The following is a 17,446-nucleotide window of genomic DNA, read 5'->3' on the forward strand; positions in this document are numbered from 1 at the left end:
ACGGGGTCTGGGCGAATGTTATCCGTAAAGGGTGTAGAGGTTCGCGAACAGCAACGCATTATAGAGCCCGTGGACCAGCGCGGGGATCACGAGGTTCTCGGTTCGCTCGTAGATCGTCCCGAGAACGAGCGAGAGCCCGAAAACGGTGCCGAGACTGGCGATGACCGCGCCGAGACCGGCCGTCGCGTACGCGGAGACGTGGACGGCCGCGAAGATGACGCTCGCTGTGACGACGGAACCGGCCCGCGAGAACGTGTCGTAGAGCGATTTCTGGATGACGTTCCGGTACAGTAACTCCTCGAAGGGGCCGATGACCAAGATCGCGATCGGAATCATCACGAGCATCAGCTCGGGACGCTCCTGTGCTTGCTGTGTCGTCGCGTGATCCGAGCCCTCGACGCCGACCGTCCGCATGACGAAATCGATCGCGAAGACGGCCCCGAAGAGGACGATCAGTCCGGCGACGGTCCAGCCGACCTCCCGCGCCGTCGGCAATCGGAGATCGATGAAGGAGCGGTCGCGATCGGTCAGCCGGAGATAGCCCACGACGATGATCGCCGTCCCCAGCGCCATACCGAGATTGGCGACGACCTGACTGACCACGAGGAGTTCGGTCTCCGAGAGCGACTCGACGAAGGGGATGACCGGAATTGCGAGGATTGGCGTCGTCACTTCGGGGGCAAAGAGACCCGCAAACCCGACGCCGGTGAGGACGGCCAGCTGCTGCGCACGGCGTTTGAATCCGACGAGTCCGATGCCCAGGGACTCCGCGACGCCCACGCCGGCAGTCAGTCCCGCAGTGACGAAGGCGACGAAGACGAGGGGGATCGACAGCGAGACCGACGGCAGCGATGTCGATGCCGTAATCCCCTGGTTCAGGGCGTAGCCGGCGAGCAAGACGACCGCGACGCTCGAGAGGGCGGCGATCGGCCCGGCAATCGTTCGCTCGAGGCCGCCGTGGCGACGGACGAGAAACGCGAGGACGGCTGCGACGGCGAACCCGACTCCCGCCCAGACGGCGGGGTCGTCGACGCCCTGGCGGACGGGGACGAGCATTGCGACCATCGTGATTCCCGCGAGGGCCGTCCCGATCCCGGGAATCACGTCTGAGGCGATCGGGCCGGCGTCGTCGGCCCGTGCAGTCTCGGTCATACGTAGGTGTTCGTGCGAGGGCTGATAGGCGCACCGCAAACGGACGATGTGACGGGGGCTCCGGTTGCACCCCCAACGGCACCGTGTCTACTCACCCCTGCGGTTAGTATCGGGAACGACGTGTCACTCCGGACCGACCAGCCGGCATGCGGTGGCGCGCGCTGTCGGCGAGGCGCGACCTGAGGGAGCGCCTCGAAAGTGAACGGAGAGCGAAGCGATCCGTGAGCAGACCGGCCGAACGACAGTGAGGGCGGCTGACGACATTGCGCGAGGGATGAGCGAGCGACGGCAGGAGCGAGCGAATCGGCTGGGGAGGGCGTGGCGATTCCCTGTTGCCACGATAGCAGGACGCTTCGTCTCACCCGAACCCATCAGAACCCAGCGTTCCAGTCACTACGAGAAGTGAGCGACGCTTCACGCCGAAGGACACGCGAAAAGAACAACGCGAAAAGCACACTCGAGAACGGGATTTCAACGGCGCGAAATTTCAACGGCGCGACGAGGACGGGACCCGGCGATCGACTACCGTTCGATCCGAAGCTCCGTCTTCTCCGCGACGGCGTCGGCCTCCTCGAAGTCCCCGCCGCCGAGCAGCCCGCGCGTCGCCTTCTTGGCCCACTCGACGGCCGGCTGCTCGAACGTGTTCACACCGTAGAGTTCGCCCGCGAGCACGCAGGCGGCTTCCATCCCGTAGAGCAGTCCACCGAGTTCGTACTCATCGACGCGCTCGAGTTCGACGCGGACGTTCGGCCGGCCCGCGGCGGCGAGGCTGGCCTCGGTGGCCTCGAATTCGGCCTCGAGCAGCTCACCCAGCGTCGCGTCGCCGAGATACGCCAGCTCCTCGACGTCAGTGTCGGGAATCGGCCGGTCCGTTCCGTCTCGAGCGGTGACGAAGGTGACGAGTTTGTCCCGCGGGCCGGCTCGATAGAGCTGGAGTTGCGAGTGTTGATCCGTCACCCCGAGAGCTCGCACGGGCGTCTGGCCGAGGTCGTCCTTCCCGAGGCTCTCGGCCCACAGCTGTGCGAACCACTCCGCGGACGTCTCGAGGGACTCCGCGTAGGGCATGATCGCGTTCACGCCGGCACCGCGCCCGTCCAGCGCGTAGGTCGTCGCGCCGTAGGCGTAGGCCGGACAGTCGAAGAGCGAGTCCGACAGCGTCTCGCGCTCGGCGGCCGCGCCCGCGAGCAGCGCCTCGAGGTCGTGGCCGCAGACGGCCGCGGCGACCATGCCGACCGCCGACAGCGCGGAGAAGCGACCCGGGACCCCATCGGGGACCTTCAGCGACGGCAGATCGTGACGATCCGCGAGGTCGCGAAGCGGACCGGCCTCGCCGGTGGTGACGATCGTCCGCTCGGTCCAGTCGACGCCGGCCGACTCGAGGGCCTCGCGGACGACCAGGAAGTTCGCCAGCGTCTCCGCCGTCGTCCCGGATCGCGAGACCACGTTGATCGCGGTGTTCTCGAGGGGGAGTCCCTCGAGGCGGCTCGAGACCCACTCGGGGTCGACGTTATCCAGAAAGACCGTTTCGGTGTCCGAGTCGAGCGCGTTCGTGATCGTCGCCGCGCCCAGCGAACTGCCGCCGATGCCGACGGTGAGCAGCGCGTCGGCGTCGGCGACGGGCTCGACCGCCGCTCGAATCTCGTCCGGATCGGTCCGTTCGGGGAGGTTCAGCGCCTCGTAGCCGTGTTCCTCGTTCGCCATTCCGCGCTCGATGCGCTCGTGGGCGGCCGCCACCTGCTCGTCCAGGCGCTCGAGGGACTCCCTCGAGACGCCCGGCGACGCGACGGACGCGAGCGCGTTACCGATGTCGACGTTCATACGCGAGGGGGCGACCGCCGGGCCTAAAGTCGTTCCGTGATCGGTTCAGCGGCGCTCCGGGATCGGTTCAGCGGCGCCGCCGTCGCCGACCTCACCGACCGCGCCGCCCCGGCGGACCCACCACGTGTGTAGGGACCGGCCTTACGCGTCCGCATCTCGTAGTCGAGAACGAGCACCATGACCAGCCACACGCCGACCGAGCCGATCGATATCCTGCTCGTCGAGGACAATCCGGGCGACGTTCGTCTGACCAGAGAAGCGTTCAAAACAGTCGACAGCGACATCGAATTCCACACCGTCACCGACGGGAAGGAGGCGACGACGTACTTCGACGTCTGCGAGACGGACACCGCGAGTACGGACCTAGATCTCGTCCTCCTCGATCTGAACCTCCCGCGAGTAGATGGGCTCACGGTCCTGGAGACGCTCGAGAACGAACTGGACTACCCACCGCCGCCGATCCTCGTCCTCTCGAGTTCGGAAACGAAAGCGGACATCGTCAAGAGTTACGATCGGGCCGCGAACGCGTACCTCACGAAGCCTGAGGGGCCCGACGAGTTCGACACGCTCGCACAAGCGATCGAGGACTTCTGGATCGACTCGGCCCAGCATCCGCCTGCACCGTCGTAACTCAGTGCTGGTGACCACCGGTGGTGACCACCGGAGTCGGCCGGTCCAATCCCGAGGAGTCGCTCGACCGATGACCGAGCGGCTGGTACCCGACCAACGAACTCCATCGGACAGCGAGCGAAAGCCGAAACCCCGAAACCGACGGTGCGCGTACGGTCGCCCATGAGCGAAAAGACGGGCACGTTCGTCGTCACGCACGCCGAAGACGAATCGGCGGTCGTCCGCGACGTCGACACCGCACAGGTCCACACCCTCGCATCGAACCCCGGCCTCGAGGTCCACGACGTCCTCGAGGCCACCGTCGCACCGGAGCCGCCGCTGGATGTCGCCTGGGAAGTGATCGCTGTCGAAGACCGACGCTCGATCGACCTGGTCGACAGCGACCTCGAGCCGACCCAACACGAAAGAGAGCTCGCGGCCGACAGCGAGGTCGGCGACCTCGTTCAGGAGGAACGCGCCGGGACGGGCGAAATTCACGTGTTCTGCGTGCCAGAGGGCGAAGTCGAACCCGCAGCGCAGGACGTTCTCGCGGACGAGGAAACGATCGCGCGCGCGGCCCGGCTCGAGGCGGTCCGCGTGGAAGTGCGTCGCTCGGCCGACGACGGCGTGGTGAGCGTGCGATATCTGCCGGACTGATCGGCGGCGTTGGTGGAAAATCGACTCGCTACCTGCTGTGTCAGATGAATCCTTACTCATACGGACGACGCTCCGTCAGTTTCGGGCTCGAGTCGGCGCCTCGGGGCCGCGAGAGGCCGGTGGAATTGAGAAGGCTTACTTCGGGAGGGTGCAAGTGGTCCGGTATATGGCGTATTTCGACGTACCGGAAATAGAGTACACCCGGTACAGCAACCGTCAGCTCGCGGCGGTTCCGCTCGTGGTTCTCGCGGTTGCACTGCTCGTCCTCAGCGGATCGTTTCTCGTGTACGGCACGCCGGTCCCGCTCGGGATGGACTTCGCCGGCGGAACGGAGTTGACCGTCCAGACGACGACGCCGGCCGACGAAATTCCGTCGGCGTTCGACGAACAGCCCGAATCGGTGACCGGAACCGGGAGCGAAAACCAGTACATCGTGCAGTTCTCCTCGACCGACTCGCAGGCCCTGGGCGATCAGGCCGAGGAGGGGCTCAATTCGGACGGCGATAGCGAGGTCGTTCAGGCGGTCTCCTCGACGTCTGCAAGCTTCGGCCAGCAGAGCCAGCAGACGGCCATGCTGGGGGTCGCCATCGCGTTCGTCGGGATGAGCGCCATCGTCTTTTTGCTCTTCCGGACGTTCGTCCCGTCGATCGCGGTCGTCATCTCGGCGTTTTCCGACCTCGTAATCCCGCTGGCGTTCATGCGCCTGGCCGGGATCCCACTCTCGCTCGGGACGGTCGCCGGCTTGCTGATGTTGATCGGATACTCGGTCGACTCCGATATCCTGTTGAACAACCACGTACTGCGCCGGAGCGGTAGCTTCTACGAGAGCACGCACCGCGCGATGCGGACCGGCGTCACGATGACGGTTACGTCGATGGCCGCGATGCTCGTCATGGCCATCTCGGCGTATATCTTCGGTATCGGCCTCCTGGCATCGATCGGTATCATCCTCTTCGTCGGCCTCGCAGCCGACCTGATGAACACCTACATGTTGAATCTGAGTCTGCTCCGCTGGTACAAGTTCGAGGGGATCCGCTCATGAACCCGATCGCTGCCGTCAAGTCCAACTGGCGGCTCCTCTTGCTCGTCCTGTTCGTCACCTTCGCCGTCGTCGCCCTCTTCATCCCCGGCGGTATCGTGGCCGACAGCAGCTACGCCGAGAGCACCGTCGACAGCGGCCCAACCAACCTCGAGTTCGGGCTTGGCCTCGAGGGCGGGACCCGAATCAGGGTCCCGGCCACCGGAATGACCGCCGAGAACATCGCGCCCGAGATGGCCGATGACGGAATCGACCAACAGGAGAGCCAACGGCTCGACGAGATCGAATCGACGATGACCGACGAGCTCGGCCTCGAGCCGGCGGACACCAGCGTCGACGTACAGGACGACGGGACCGTCACCGCGGAGGTGTTCACCGACAACGTGACCGAGGCCGAGTTCGCCGCGGCCTTGCAGTCAGCGGACGTCGACGCCTCGGAGGACGACATCCGCGACGGGGTCACCCAGAAGACGCGCGACGACATGATCCAGACGATCCAGACGAAGGTCAACGCGGCGGGGCTCTCCGGCGGGACGGCCTACGAGCAGACGACGCCGGGCGGCGAACACTACATCGTCGTCGAGGTCCCGAACATGGACGCGGACGAACTCCGTCAGTTGCTCTCCGAGCGCGGGGTCGTCGAGGTCGTCGCCTACTATCCCGACGATAGCGGAAACCAGACGAACCAGTCGAATCAGACGGTGTTGACCGGCGACGACATCGCCGATGTCGATCCGCCAACGCAGCGAGGGGATAGCGGCACATACGCGGTCCCGGTGCAGGTCCGCGACAGCGCTGCAGGCGAATTCCAGCAGCAACTGAACGACCTCGGATTCACCAGCGAAGGGGTCGGTCGGTGCAGCCTCTCCAGTACCGATGACGGTGTCAGCTTCGACCACGACCAACCCCAGTACTGTCTGTTGACCGTCGTCGACGGCGAGGTACTCGACGCACACAGCATGGGCGACGATAGTACGGGGCAAGGGCCTGGTCTCGCGACCTCGATGCGAAACGGCGACTGGGCGGACAACCCGACCTTCCAGATGAGCGCCCCGAGCCAGCAACAGGCCCAGTCGCTCTCGGTCAACCTCCGAGCCGGCAGCCTGCGCGCCCCGCTGGACTTCGAAAACGATCAGGTCTACTCGATCGAGCCGGCCCACGCCACCCAGTTCAAGGAGTTCTCGCTGCTGATCGGGTTCCTCTCGGTGATCACCGTCAGCGGCGTCGTCTACGCCCGATACACGGACACGCGGGTTGCGCTTCCGATGATCGTGACGGCGGTCGCGGAGGTGGTAATATTGCTCGGGTTCGCCGCGCTGATACGCATGCCGCTGGATCTCTCCCACGTCGCCGGGTTCATCGCCGTCGTGGGGACCGGGGTCGACGACCTCGTGATCATCGCCGACGAGGTGATGGACGAGGGAGACGTCAGCTCGGAGCGGGTCTTCCAGTCGCGGTTCCGCAAAGCCTTCTGGGTCATCGGCGCCGCCGCGGCGACGACGGTCGTCGCCCTCTCGCCGCTCGCCGTGTTGAGCCTCGGCGACCTCAAAGGATTCGCGATCATCACCATCCTCGGCGTGCTCATCGGGGTCCTCATCACCCGTCCCGCCTACGGTGATATCCTGCGACGCCTGCTCACCGATCGGTAGGCGTCTCGAGAGCTCACTACTTCTACGACGTTTTGCATCCGCTCCGGAAAAGCGCTAGCGTCCCCGACACCGCGGACACCAGTCGACGGTGTCGCCGTCACCGTGTGCAGCAGCGAAATCGTACGAGACAGGGTCGTTACAGGCGGTACAGATCGGCATCACGATCACCACAACAAAGCAGCGCCGGGACAAGGAAGAACGACCAGCCTGCAATTGCAGCCGGGCTCGAGGCCAAGTTGTCGTCGGACAGTAACAGTTCGAAACGGGCGATGAACTGGTTCCCTCCGTCTGTAGTTGAAGTGTGTTCTCGAGATCGGACGAAAAAGACGGGAATAGCAGCGCCTGTCAGCGAAGCCGCAAACGAGAGCAACACTCAACGACGTGAATCACGACAGAAACGGTGAAGCCGAACAAGCCTAGGCCGGGACATATACGAAAGGTTCAATGTCCCACTTATTAAAGGTAGCTCATTCAAAACATGCCGGACATCCGAAAGCAGATCACGAACTTGCAGGACAGAATCATGGAATCTAATGACATCGATAAGAGGGATAAGGAACTTCTCCTCGCGTTCAGCGACGAACTCGACCTCCTCAAATCTAAGTATTCTGACCATCGTCACAACAAACTCCTCCGCCACTGCACCATCATGGCCGAAGAGGGCGGAGAACTCGCCGCGGCACTCGAAGATGAGGATGCCACGAAAGACATCCTCCGCTGGATCAACCAAAAATACAATAACGAATACACGAATCACGATTACCGAACGGCGCTTCGCGTCTTTGGCAAACGCGTTACCGATGGCAGCGACTATCCGTCGAGTATCGAGTTGATTCCGTCTGGCACCTCGAGCAGTCACGATCCCGTTCCCAATCCAGCGGACATGCTCGAATGGGAAGCCGATATCCTGCCGATGGTCGATGCAACGAGAAATTCTCGCGATGCAGCCCTCATCACCGTCGCTTTCGACGCCGGCCCTAGAGCAGACGAGCTTCGTAATCTCTCGGTCGGGGACGTAACCGATACCGAACACGGACTTCGGATTTGGGTCGACGGGAAGACTGGACAGCGCTCGGTCGACCTCATACCCAGTGTGCCGTATCTCAAGCGCTGGCTCAGTGACCATCCAGCACCGGAGGATAGTACAGCACCACTCTGGTCGAAGCTGAACACCGCTGATGGGATCAGCTACCGTCAGTTCCTGAACTGTTTCAAAGACGCCGCCGAACGATCCGGTGTCGACAAAACGGTCACGCCGACCAACTTCAGGAAGTCCAATGCCACCTATCTCGCTCGGAAGGGGATGAATCAAGCTTTCATCGAGGACCGGCAGGGACGAAAGCGTGGAAGTGATGCGACCGCTCACTACGTCGCCCGCTTCGGGACCGACAGCGAAGCCGAGTATGCTCGACTGCACGGTCTCGAAGTCGAAGAAGAGGAACCCGAGCCGATCGGTCCTGTCGAATGTCCTCGTTGTAGCAAGGAGACACCGCGTCACGAGAGTTCTTGTGTCTGGTGTAATCAGGTCCTTGAGTACGATGCGATCGATTCCATCGAAGACGCTCAACGAGACATCAGAGATGTCGTCCTGAAATTTGCTCGAGATGACCCCGAAATCCTCACTGACTTCCAGCGAAACCGGGAGTTGATGGATCTCTTCGAAAGTGATCCCGATCTCTACGAAGAAGCACAGGAGTTCGTCGAGAGTCTGCCTGACGAGTAACGTCATTCGAGGTCGCGCTTTATTCGATCAAGTTCCGCCTGAACCTGATCGATCGTCTCGACGTTCCCACTGTTCGCGAGAACCGTCAGTGCGTATGCGCGTGATTCGGAATCTCCGTATGCTAGGAGCCGACTCAGGAGTTCGGTATTGGATTCCGCATAGCGGCGGATTTCAGCACTACTCATCAGATCACTTCCGTAGTGGATGGTGTAGTCAGCGAACGGTTCTGCAGTCCCTGAATGCGAGGTATGTTCATTTGCATTCTGTTGAGTTCTGATCTTCGTGGTGTGTGGCTGATATCGATAGAGTGGAGAGTCTCGCCAGTCACTGACTGGATAGTGAAACTCTCGACCCAATCGGGTAGGTCTTGGTCAGAGCCGTTCAGGCTCCGAATTACCCGTCTCGATTTTGTCTTCCTGCAACCCGGTGTTGCATACTTGTACAGTTAGATCGACTCAGACAGACGTATTAAATTCTCACTTCTTTTGGGCGGTGAACTCGACCCTCAAAAATCGATAGACTGCGTCGCCTAGTTGGTCAATTTCCACACCAATTAATATCGAATACATTAGGAGACATCGGCCACTGTTCAGACTGAATATTCGCGGTCAAAATGGTGCGCGATGAACCGGTTTTGTCGAATGCTATCCAGTAAGTCTAGGTAGGAGTGATTTAACAATGTATCTGCCAGAGAAAGTGACTGTATGAGCGAGGCTCGCCAACTCTTTTGGAAAGAGCTCAACGATTCGATTAGACAGAGACCCAATACCCCACTCCGTGAAACGGCTCGAGCTGATTCTGAGAACGACAGCTGGAGACCACAACGTCATTTGACGGATTCAGTTGGCTACAGTTTCAATCTCCCTGTGCGGAACAATGAGATTATGGTGTACCTCGTAGCCAAAAGAACACGGGATAGGGAAACTATTTTTGAGTATCTCAGTGAATACCGGGAGGAAGTTGAGGGAGCATTCGAGGAGACGTTAGAGTGGAGACCGTCTGATGGAACGTACAAGCTCATTCTTAGGCGGGAAGCCGATCTCGAAAATAGAAGAGATGAATGGGTGAACTACTGTGACTGGTTGATCGATCGAGCCGAAAGACTCTATTTTGCTACTGGCCCTTACCTCGCCGGTTTTGATACGAAAAAGTAGGTATCACTATAATCACCAACTTCACCAACTCGTCTTTCTGGCCAACGGATGGTTTGCAAGAGGGCAGATTGAACTCTATACCGGGCTGGAATGGTCTTCTTGGGCTTCAGTACTTATTCGACCTCGTACTCAGATCTATTCTATCACGAAAATACGCATCTGAGTCGATAGAGTGCATGAAGTTACGGTTTGGAGCGTATCAAGTGACAATAACCGGCTAGCAGTAGTCGGGTCTTCTTCTATCTCATTCCCCTTCTCCCGGCTCGAAGGTTGATTGGCCGTTGAGAAAGGAAACATGACTTCGCGACCCGACTAGCAAGAGTCGGATCTCGGGTACGCGTTCTGTCGTTAAAAGGAGTACCTCAGTCGGTCGAAATAGCCATATTCGAATTTACAATAACGCCAACAAACATCTCCCTGTCCGGCCCGGGTTTAACTACCGGTTTCATCGAATATACCGATCCCGGTAACAAGAGCTACTCCCTGAGAGACGTTATGGTATGATCTGACGGGAGCAGTTCCGACTATAGGTAGCCAGGTTCCGAATTCTTCGTTCTATCGCAAAAACCAGTATTTCGGTCGGTCGAAATAGCTGTATTCGAATCCACGGAGAGTTCGAGAAATAGCCATATGTGCCCCCGGTACATTCCCGAGTATAATGACCGGTCTCGTCCACTACCACCACTCCGACGACGAGCAATATTCACTCACATACGTTACGCTCGATCGTGGCGAGATCGACCCCGACGACGGAAAGGTCGAACCCTACCAACTCGAGGAAACGGTGCACGTCCTTTACACCAACTCCGGGGTGAGTGGAACAGTCGACGACATCACCGAGGACTTTGAAGCCGTATTGGACGAGACGGACGAATCAGATCGGTTCGTGACGATGCAAATTCTCCAGACGTTCCAAAGTGTCCTCGAAAAAAGGGAGAAACTCGAGATCTGCAAGCAGATGTCTCTGTTTATACCATCATACGATAATATGTTTAAGCGTCCCTACTAAATGGACATATACATTCAGCAAATCAGTAACTATAGTAAATTCAATAAAATTAAGATATTTGCGTCCTAATTCCGTGTTCTGCTGTCACCTGAGGCCACGCGTTGAGGGTGTCACGCTATATACAGATTTCTTTATACATGCCAGTTCACTTAGTGATATTTCAAACACTCCTTACTAAGAATCTAATATAGTTGAATTTTCATTCGTACTCCCTCTGCAGTACAGAGGCACATTAGCAAGAATCAGTTAAACAGAAACCGATTTATGTCCTGTGTCATAACGATAATCCAGACATCCTGTAGCTGTGCGGAGGTTAAGAACTTACGGATGGTTGATTAAGATGCGAATTGCAGTCGACGTAGATGGCGTATTGGCAGACCATGTCTCAGCAGTACTTTCGCGGCTGCGTACCGAACATGGGAGTTTTACCAGAACGAAGTCGACTATGACCCATTGGGACGAGGCGCTTCCGGCGCTGGACACGAGCCTCAAATCAGAAATCGAAGCCGCCGAGTCAGACCCGGCGTTCGTTCGTTCCATGGCACCCATTGAGGGAGCTGTTGAAGGGACCAACGCCCTAGTGGACCGAGGCCATAAATTGGTCATTGTGACTGCTCGGCCGGAAGAGAACCTTCCAATGACCCATGAGTGGCTCGAAGTCAATGGTATCCCCCATAGCCGTGAAGAAAGTCTATCCACCAGAGGCCAGATGAAGACGATTGCGGATGCGGCGTTATTGATTGATGACTTCCCAGGTCATATATGCGAATTCGCGAAGACTGGGAAATACGCAATTCTCTTCGTCCAGCCGTGGAATGAAGCGCAAGTAGACGAACTTACGGAGTCGCCCCGAGTTTTTGCTGCTGAGGATTGGGGGCAGGTGGTTGACATTATACAGTCCCTCTCCGAGACGTCTGAGTCATAGGCCTCAAGCGCTTTTCGAGGGTTTATTGTTTCCTGTCACTTCAAAGATGTCTATTGAGACTCCTGTTCCAAGGATAGGGAAGAACCGTGGTTAGCTCGCTTGCTTAGGACGGTTTGCTTAATCAGTCCCGTTTACTCGAGCAATCTTTTCTTCATCACCATAGAACGTCCATTCTACCTTATTTATTCGATATGTGATCGAAATAACGAACAATGCGATGATAACGGCTGCATCTTTCCATAAGCCATGGGATTCAAAAAAGCCTGAGAATTCAATGAGAGATACAAACACCAATGGGAGGAGATAGAGAAGTGACCCCCGTTCGAATAATTTCCAGGTGATCGACAAACCAAAACTCCCGAATCTCTTGAGTAGACCATCGTCTTGGCTTTGGTCTCCTTCTTTGTCGAAGGGCTCTCTTCGATATTCCATAAGTTTCAGTAGATCCCAAACAGAATATAGAAAAAAGATCAGCACCAGCAGGGCTGTCACAATTTTTAATTCTTCATACATAATTAACATAAATCCATAGATCACGACAAGAAATGCATCGAGGAAGAAGCGAAACATTCCTGCAACAGAACCATACAAAACGGGATTATTGCTAATTGAGGCGTTGAATCCATACCAACTGAATAGTAGTGTACTTACTCCAAGGAGGAACGTTCCTAGGTGGGTTAGGAAGGCCAAATTGGGAAAGCCGAGTGCCCAATTGTGTGAAAGTAATCCACTCCCCCCAACGAGCTCCGGAGCAATGCCAATCGTCAGGGCAAGTGTAAACAAGAAATCCAGCAAGTCTGGCTTTACTTGATCTTTATACTCTTGTCTGCTATCACTACTGCCAGTTTTGGTGCCTGGCCTCATTAGTTGTCAAACACTGCTGAGACGATCGACCGCTGGTACAAGTCACCAGCCACTTCATCTTCGAAGATCAATTCCATCGCTAATGTAGGCCCGCCCCCGAACGGTAATTCTACATCGAGATTCCTCGCGTCATAGAGTTTCTTGGGAATGGAATTCAGTGGATCGACGATCACGTTCGCAGCTGGATGGGAATTAGCGATACTCTGGTAGTATTCATCCCCTATGCCTAATCCGGACCAGTAGAACTGCCCATCGGGAGCAAGGGCCCGACGGACCTCAATAAAGTAATTCTCTAGGGCTACTTCCTCTATGAAATGACAGGATAAATATGAATCAACGATTAAATCGACAGAGTCATTAGCAATCGGGAGTCCTGCTGTGATGTCAATAAGCAGGACTTCAACCGAATCGCTGACTGACGATTGGGCAATCCGTTCTTTCGTTCGGGCGACCGCCTCAGGTGAGAAATCGAGAGCGATAACGTCGATTCCTTGTTTTGCCAGATAAACTGCGTTTCGTCCGTTGCCACACCCGATATCGACAGCAACGTCGACGGACTCGTAATCTAACTCTGCTTGTGCGGCAACAAGCGCCTTTGAGGCATCATCCCGATCACTACTTGGGATGGCATTGTACTGGACATATTCTCGATCCCAACGCTCGCGACTAGCTGACACTGGAAATCGTAGAGGCTTGCTCGCCTGATCAGCGGCCGCCTCATCACTGTCGGTCATTGTTGAGGTTGTCTTTGTTATCCGAGTATTTGATAATGGGGGTTCTCTGTATTCAACATCATGCTAGCTGCGTAATCGATACGCGCTCTTGGACTTGTTTAACTGCGTGATATCTGTGGTATCAGATTTCATACTTGCCCGACGTTTCTGATGTCAGCCTTTAGAACTACCTCCCTGAAGTGACCAAATCAGGTTCTGGCCCGCAACGTCTCGCCGAACATGTTTCAATGCGGAAAGGTCGATTTGACAATCGAGCAGCGGTGATAGACGCCCTCGTCGTGGCGAGCGTTGTGCGCTTTGTCGAGTGAATAGAACTCATGGTGTTTGATTATCGGACGGATTTCAGCTTTTCTGAGTTCGTGCCAGAGCGCGTCAAGTCGTAGCTTTTGTCCCCGGTGATCGTGGTTATCCGTGCCAGGTTTCTCGTGAGTGTCTGCCATCTAACTTGTGTCGTGCGGTTGTTTCATCGAAAATGAATATCGAGGATGACGCTGGTATCGCAATCGACGAGCGCTGTTGTCTTGATATAATCAAAGTTGTAGCCGACGTGAAGGGCAAAAATGACGGCTGGCTTGATGGCATTTGAACCCCGTTGCGTCGATCGGCTGAATGTCGTCGAGTTCGTACAGGGAGACAGACAGCCGCAGCAACACCCGCCAGACCCGCATTTTGAAGACCTGTTTCCGCTTACAAACAATCGTGAAATCCGGCAGCTGATCCGCCGCAAGGCCGAGTTTAGCGAAATTCAGAGCATCTCGTGCAACCGGCGGTAGGGCTGATTCAGGTATTCTCGGAGGCAGTGAATTGAGACGGTTACCCAGTCTGCTAACCGCGTCACTCTTCTCGACCACCGGTGCTGACGCCAATAACAGCATCTTGAGAGAAATCGACACATCGTTCGGTGAACTGGGCGAGTTGAGATGGCATACTCGCTACTTCTCCGCTCATTCCACATGATATCAATTGAAATATATCCCACCCGACAACTCAACATGGTTCAACTTCCGACCGTATACATGGACCAGAAGTTTGAGAATCGACTATGATGAAACTCTCTTTCGAAAATTTGTTTCAGTGGCCGGCTGTATACAGGGTGCAAACATAACGCCTTCGCCTATGTTGATCAGCCTGATTTTGGTAGAGAGTTGGGGGCGAAAGCGCTTGTACACGATACAAGGCGCGAATTACACAGTGAGATTCCCTGTTCCTACAACTCGGGTCCGCTGGCGACTACGATATACTCCTCGGTCATTGTGTCCCCGGCACGATTGCTGTGGGGCAAGGTTTTGTCCTTGATCAAGCGAGGCAACACCGCTCGAGTCGTGTAGCCGGCAGTTTCACATAGTTCGCGGACGATTTCGTGGGTCGGGATCCAAACATCGCTCATCCGGCGGTTGGCCACAACCCAGGCCACCGGTTGGCCTGGTTTGATGATTTTCCCGATGGTCTCGATGACCGAATTGAAGTCAATGAAGAACTCAAGTGCGTCTTTCGACCGACCTTCGACTGACTTTAAATCCTCAATAACAGAGTGCAGCGACTCCGAGTCAGCCCGAAGACCAGAAAGCGTGCGTTCGACGTTGATACCGCCGAGACCGCGTTTGTCGACATCGACCATGCGGTCGTAAGATTCACCGAACGCGAGTGTCGAGAGGTTCGTCGAAAATTCACCGTAGGCGACCGTTGTTTGATGGTCGCCGTACGGCGGAGACGTAATAATGATGTCCGCACAGTTCTCCTCCAATCCTAGCGACGGGTGCTCTAGAGAGTTTCGTGAATCAGCCTGCTCGATCCGAGTGTGTATCGATGGATCGGCCACATTCAGGAAAGATCGCATCCGTTGTCGATTATCTCGTAGCACAGTCATGATCTCATTGAAGACATTCGGGTTGTGGTCCGTACGGTCGGCCGGCGCTAGTCTGTAGCGCTTGAATTCGCCCTGTCGTTGGTAGCTCACTTTCCGCGCACACTTCGCTAGGCCAATGCGCAAGAACCGGATGATGTCTCTCGAAAATTGATCGGCGAGGGAATCCAACCTCTCACGGACTATGAACAGTTGTGTCAACTGGGGTTCGGGGAACCAGTCAGTGCTGACCTGTTTGGCTTCGGCCGCAAGCTCCGGGGGAAGCACGTCTTCGCCACGGTCGACGGCCGCTCTGACGTTTCTGAATCGAGTTTGGAGATTCCCTAGGAGCGCTTCCATGGCGGCATCTAACTTGTCCAAATCGAGGGGTGTCGACTTAGCCTTGCTCAGTTCAACTGCGAATGGATTGATGTCATTGGCGATAGCATTGATTCCCCGCAACCGCGCTTCGGTTGCGGTCGTACCGCTGCCAGAAAACGGGTCGTACACTGTGTCTCCGTCCGAAACTTCACCAGTGGACTTAAAGTGAGAGAACAATCCCGCTGGGAGTTGCGGGGGCATTCGGGCGGGGTATTTATGGATCCCATGGGTCAGGTACTGCGTATCGGCGTTCGCGAACGTCCAGTCATAATCATTTAAGGAGTGTGATTGCTGACCGACCGCGTTGAGGGTGAGTTGGTTCGAATGCTGTCTCATAGGAGTATCCAAAAGCTCCGATATTGGTCCAGTCCGCAGGGGAGATTGATGAGTTCACCGATCCGTAGACTGGAATGGGATTGGTTGCGTGTCTGTGTGATACACAAGAAGATCCAATAGCAAAGAATTTACCAGGAGGCTTAGTGAGTGAAAAGCAGAGCCCAATGGCAAGTCATTCAGATGGTTATTCTACTACCTATCCCGGCGATCGCAACCTCGCGGAGATCAACTTCGAATTCGCGAACTGCGATACCTCGTATCTAACGCATGGCTTGCATAACTATCCAGCCCGGATGCCACCACAGATACCGAAGTTCTTCTTTGGCCACTATCTCGGAACGGATGATATCCAACCAGGTGACACCGTTTGGGATCCATTCGGGGGTAGCGGGACCACCGCCTTGGAGGCCCAACTCTTGAATCTGCGAGCGACGGTCAGCGACATCAACCCGCTTGCATGTATGATCACGCGAGCAAAGACCACCCCAATTGATATTGAGTGTTATCGCGAGGCCTGGCGGGTCTTTGCTCGCGGCCGGCTTCCAGAGTTCTCGAACACCATCACCGAGGCTTTCCAACAGATCGACGAGTCATACACAGCCGGGGACGATATGGCGGCGCTGCGCCCCGAGGTAAGCGAGAGATTCGAGTGGTTTCCCAAACCACAACTCTACCAGCTCCGTCATCTCCGTCAACGCATTGACGCGGTCGAAACCGCCTATGGGGAGACGATCGCCCGGTTCTTCCGCATCGCCCTGTCCATTACTGCGCGCGAGGTCAGCTACCAGCGAACAGGCGAGTACAAGCGCTATCGCATCCCCGAAGAGGCGCGTACAGAGCATGACCCAGACGTGTTTCGGATCTTTACACGGGAACTTCGAAGCAACCTCCAACAAATGGATCGATATATTAGCGCAATCCCCAATCCAGAGCCAGTAGTGGTCTCCCATGGGGACTCGCGGACGGCAACTCACATCCCAACTAACTCAGCAGACATCGTCCTCACATCACCGCCATATGGTGACCATGACACAACCGTTGCGTATGGTCAATACTCCCTTGACCCGGCCGTCATTTCAATGAAAGTTTCACGTGCCATGATGAAGGAAGTAGACAAGATGGGCTTAGGCGGGCGCAACAACCAGGGTGACAGACTCAGATCACTGGCAACGCGATCTGAGAAGCTTGGTGACATCCTGGACGTACTTCGGTCCCAGAATGGACGGAGCGGAGACACTCTCTCCTTTTTCAATGATTACTTTGACGTGATCAAGCAGGTCAAGCGCGTGCTTCGTGGCGGGCAGCCAGCCGTGTTCGTCGTGGCAAACCGTACTGTCTCAGACGTACAGATCCCCCTAGATCAGATTACGATGGAGTTGCTGGAGAACGTTGGCTTTGAACCCCAAATGATCCTGTCTCGCTCACTGCCATATAAGACGCTTCCATACGCAAACTCCCCACGGAACGTGGCGGGCCAGACTGGTTCGATGATGTCCAATGAGAACATTGTAATCGCTCGGAGTCCGAACTAAGCGGAACCTATAGATGATCGA

Annotated in this window: 15 protein-coding genes and 1 pseudogene; 9 read left to right on the top strand and 7 right to left on the bottom strand. The window is 56.8% G+C overall.

Annotated elements, in window-relative coordinates:
* Window positions 1-18: 18 nt before the first annotated feature.
* Both CP556_RS05455 and CP556_RS05460 read right to left on the bottom strand, forming a co-directional pair.
* The gene (locus CP556_RS05455) at window positions 19-1,152 is read right to left on the bottom strand and encodes a CPBP family intramembrane glutamic endopeptidase (RefSeq protein WP_098724694.1); all 1,134 of its coding nucleotides are present in this window, start codon (window positions 1,150-1,152) and stop codon (window positions 19-21) included.
* Between the two features lie 522 nt (window positions 1,153-1,674).
* On the bottom strand, window positions 1,675-2,970 hold the full coding sequence (locus CP556_RS05460) for a hypothetical protein (protein WP_098724695.1): 1,296 nt from the start codon (window positions 2,968-2,970) through the stop codon (window positions 1,675-1,677).
* 177 nt (window positions 2,971-3,147) lie between these two features.
* On the opposite strand from CP556_RS05460, the gene CP556_RS05465 reads away from it, so the two are divergent.
* From CP556_RS05465 to CP556_RS05485, 5 genes are all read left to right on the top strand, one after another.
* Window positions 3,148-3,600: a response regulator gene (locus CP556_RS05465; RefSeq protein ID WP_176548131.1), complete on the top strand. Its 453-nt coding sequence runs from the start codon at window positions 3,148-3,150 to the stop codon at window positions 3,598-3,600.
* A 162-nt stretch (window positions 3,601-3,762) separates the two neighbouring features.
* The gene (locus CP556_RS05470; protein ID WP_098724696.1) at window positions 3,763-4,236 is read left to right on the top strand and encodes a DUF5812 family protein; all 474 of its coding nucleotides are present in this window, start codon (window positions 3,763-3,765) and stop codon (window positions 4,234-4,236) included.
* Window positions 4,237-4,402: 166 nt separating this feature from the next.
* On the top strand, window positions 4,403-5,278 hold the full coding sequence (gene secF / locus CP556_RS05475) for a protein translocase subunit SecF (protein WP_098724697.1): 876 nt from the start codon (window positions 4,403-4,405) through the stop codon (window positions 5,276-5,278).
* Window positions 5,275-6,924, top strand: a complete 1,650-nt coding sequence (locus CP556_RS05480) for a preprotein translocase subunit SecD (protein ID WP_098724698.1) — start codon at window positions 5,275-5,277, stop codon at window positions 6,922-6,924. The genes secF and CP556_RS05480 overlap by 4 nt, the downstream gene beginning before the upstream one ends.
* A gap of 523 nt (window positions 6,925-7,447) precedes the next feature.
* Entirely contained in the window at window positions 7,448-8,647 is a 1,200-nt protein-coding gene (locus CP556_RS05485; protein ID WP_255291407.1) for a tyrosine-type recombinase/integrase, read from the top strand.
* Between the two features lie 2 nt (window positions 8,648-8,649).
* Here CP556_RS05485 and CP556_RS05490 read toward each other — a convergent pair whose 3' ends face one another.
* A complete protein-coding gene (locus CP556_RS05490; RefSeq protein WP_098724700.1) occupies window positions 8,650-8,832 on the bottom strand; it encodes a hypothetical protein in 183 nt (60 codons plus the stop codon).
* 519 nt (window positions 8,833-9,351) lie between these two features.
* On the opposite strand from CP556_RS05490, the gene CP556_RS05495 reads away from it, so the two are divergent.
* From CP556_RS05495 to CP556_RS05505, 3 genes are all read left to right on the top strand, one after another.
* Entirely contained in the window at window positions 9,352-9,801 is a 450-nt protein-coding gene (locus CP556_RS05495) for a DUF4268 domain-containing protein (RefSeq protein ID WP_098724701.1), read from the top strand.
* Window positions 9,802-10,459: 658 nt separating this feature from the next.
* Window positions 10,460-10,810, top strand: a complete 351-nt coding sequence (locus CP556_RS05500) for a DUF8172 family protein (protein ID WP_255291408.1) — start codon at window positions 10,460-10,462, stop codon at window positions 10,808-10,810.
* A gap of 340 nt (window positions 10,811-11,150) precedes the next feature.
* Entirely contained in the window at window positions 11,151-11,735 is a 585-nt protein-coding gene (locus CP556_RS05505; RefSeq protein ID WP_141551633.1) for a 5' nucleotidase, NT5C type, read from the top strand.
* 117 nt (window positions 11,736-11,852) lie between these two features.
* Here the strand turns inward: CP556_RS05505 and CP556_RS05510 are convergent, their stop codons facing one another.
* The 4 genes and pseudogenes from CP556_RS05510 to CP556_RS05525 form a co-directional block, all read right to left on the bottom strand.
* Entirely contained in the window at window positions 11,853-12,599 is a 747-nt protein-coding gene (locus CP556_RS05510; RefSeq protein WP_098724703.1) for a hypothetical protein, read from the bottom strand.
* A complete protein-coding gene (locus CP556_RS05515) occupies window positions 12,599-13,333 on the bottom strand; it encodes an SAM-dependent methyltransferase (protein WP_098724704.1) in 735 nt (244 codons plus the stop codon). Before CP556_RS05515 ends, CP556_RS05510 begins: the two co-directional genes overlap by 1 nt.
* A gap of 191 nt (window positions 13,334-13,524) precedes the next feature.
* Window positions 13,525-14,260, bottom strand: a pseudogene (locus tag CP556_RS05520) (IS5 family transposase); the annotation flags it as partial.
* Window positions 14,261-14,540: 280 nt separating this feature from the next.
* Window positions 14,541-15,893: a DNA methyltransferase gene (locus tag CP556_RS05525; RefSeq protein ID WP_098724705.1), complete on the bottom strand. Its 1,353-nt coding sequence runs from the start codon at window positions 15,891-15,893 to the stop codon at window positions 14,541-14,543.
* Between the two features lie 143 nt (window positions 15,894-16,036).
* Between CP556_RS05525 and CP556_RS05530 the strand changes: the two genes are divergently transcribed.
* The gene (locus CP556_RS05530; protein WP_176548132.1) at window positions 16,037-17,425 is read left to right on the top strand and encodes a DNA methyltransferase; all 1,389 of its coding nucleotides are present in this window, start codon (window positions 16,037-16,039) and stop codon (window positions 17,423-17,425) included.
* Window positions 17,426-17,446 lie beyond the last annotated feature (21 nt).

Origin of the sequence: Natrinema sp. CBA1119, assembly GCF_002572525.1 — an archaeon.
GTDB lineage: Archaea > Halobacteriota > Halobacteria > Halobacteriales > Natrialbaceae > Natrinema.

Coding starts and splice junctions, on each gene's coding strand:
- CP556_RS05455 (WP_098724694.1), bottom strand. CDS start 1,152: ATGACCGAGACTGCACGGGCCGACGACGCCGGCCCGATCGCCTCAGAC.
- CP556_RS05460 (WP_098724695.1), bottom strand. CDS start 2,970: ATGAACGTCGACATCGGTAACGCGCTCGCGTCCGTCGCGTCGCCGGGC.
- CP556_RS05465 (WP_176548131.1), top strand. CDS start 3,148: ATGACCAGCCACACGCCGACCGAGCCGATCGATATCCTGCTCGTCGAG.
- CP556_RS05470 (WP_098724696.1), top strand. CDS start 3,763: ATGAGCGAAAAGACGGGCACGTTCGTCGTCACGCACGCCGAAGACGAA.
- secF (WP_098724697.1), top strand. CDS start 4,403: ATGGCGTATTTCGACGTACCGGAAATAGAGTACACCCGGTACAGCAAC.
- CP556_RS05480 (WP_098724698.1), top strand. CDS start 5,275: ATGAACCCGATCGCTGCCGTCAAGTCCAACTGGCGGCTCCTCTTGCTC.
- CP556_RS05485 (WP_255291407.1), top strand. CDS start 7,448: ATGGAATCTAATGACATCGATAAGAGGGATAAGGAACTTCTCCTCGCG.
- CP556_RS05490 (WP_098724700.1), bottom strand. CDS start 8,832: ATGAGTAGTGCTGAAATCCGCCGCTATGCGGAATCCAATACCGAACTC.
- CP556_RS05495 (WP_098724701.1), top strand. CDS start 9,352: ATGAGCGAGGCTCGCCAACTCTTTTGGAAAGAGCTCAACGATTCGATT.
- CP556_RS05500 (WP_255291408.1), top strand. CDS start 10,460: ATGACCGGTCTCGTCCACTACCACCACTCCGACGACGAGCAATATTCA.
- CP556_RS05505 (WP_141551633.1), top strand. CDS start 11,151: ATGCGAATTGCAGTCGACGTAGATGGCGTATTGGCAGACCATGTCTCA.
- CP556_RS05510 (WP_098724703.1), bottom strand. CDS start 12,599: ATGAGGCCAGGCACCAAAACTGGCAGTAGTGATAGCAGACAAGAGTAT.
- CP556_RS05515 (WP_098724704.1), bottom strand. CDS start 13,333: ATGACCGACAGTGATGAGGCGGCCGCTGATCAGGCGAGCAAGCCTCTA.
- CP556_RS05525 (WP_098724705.1), bottom strand. CDS start 15,893: ATGAGACAGCATTCGAACCAACTCACCCTCAACGCGGTCGGTCAGCAA.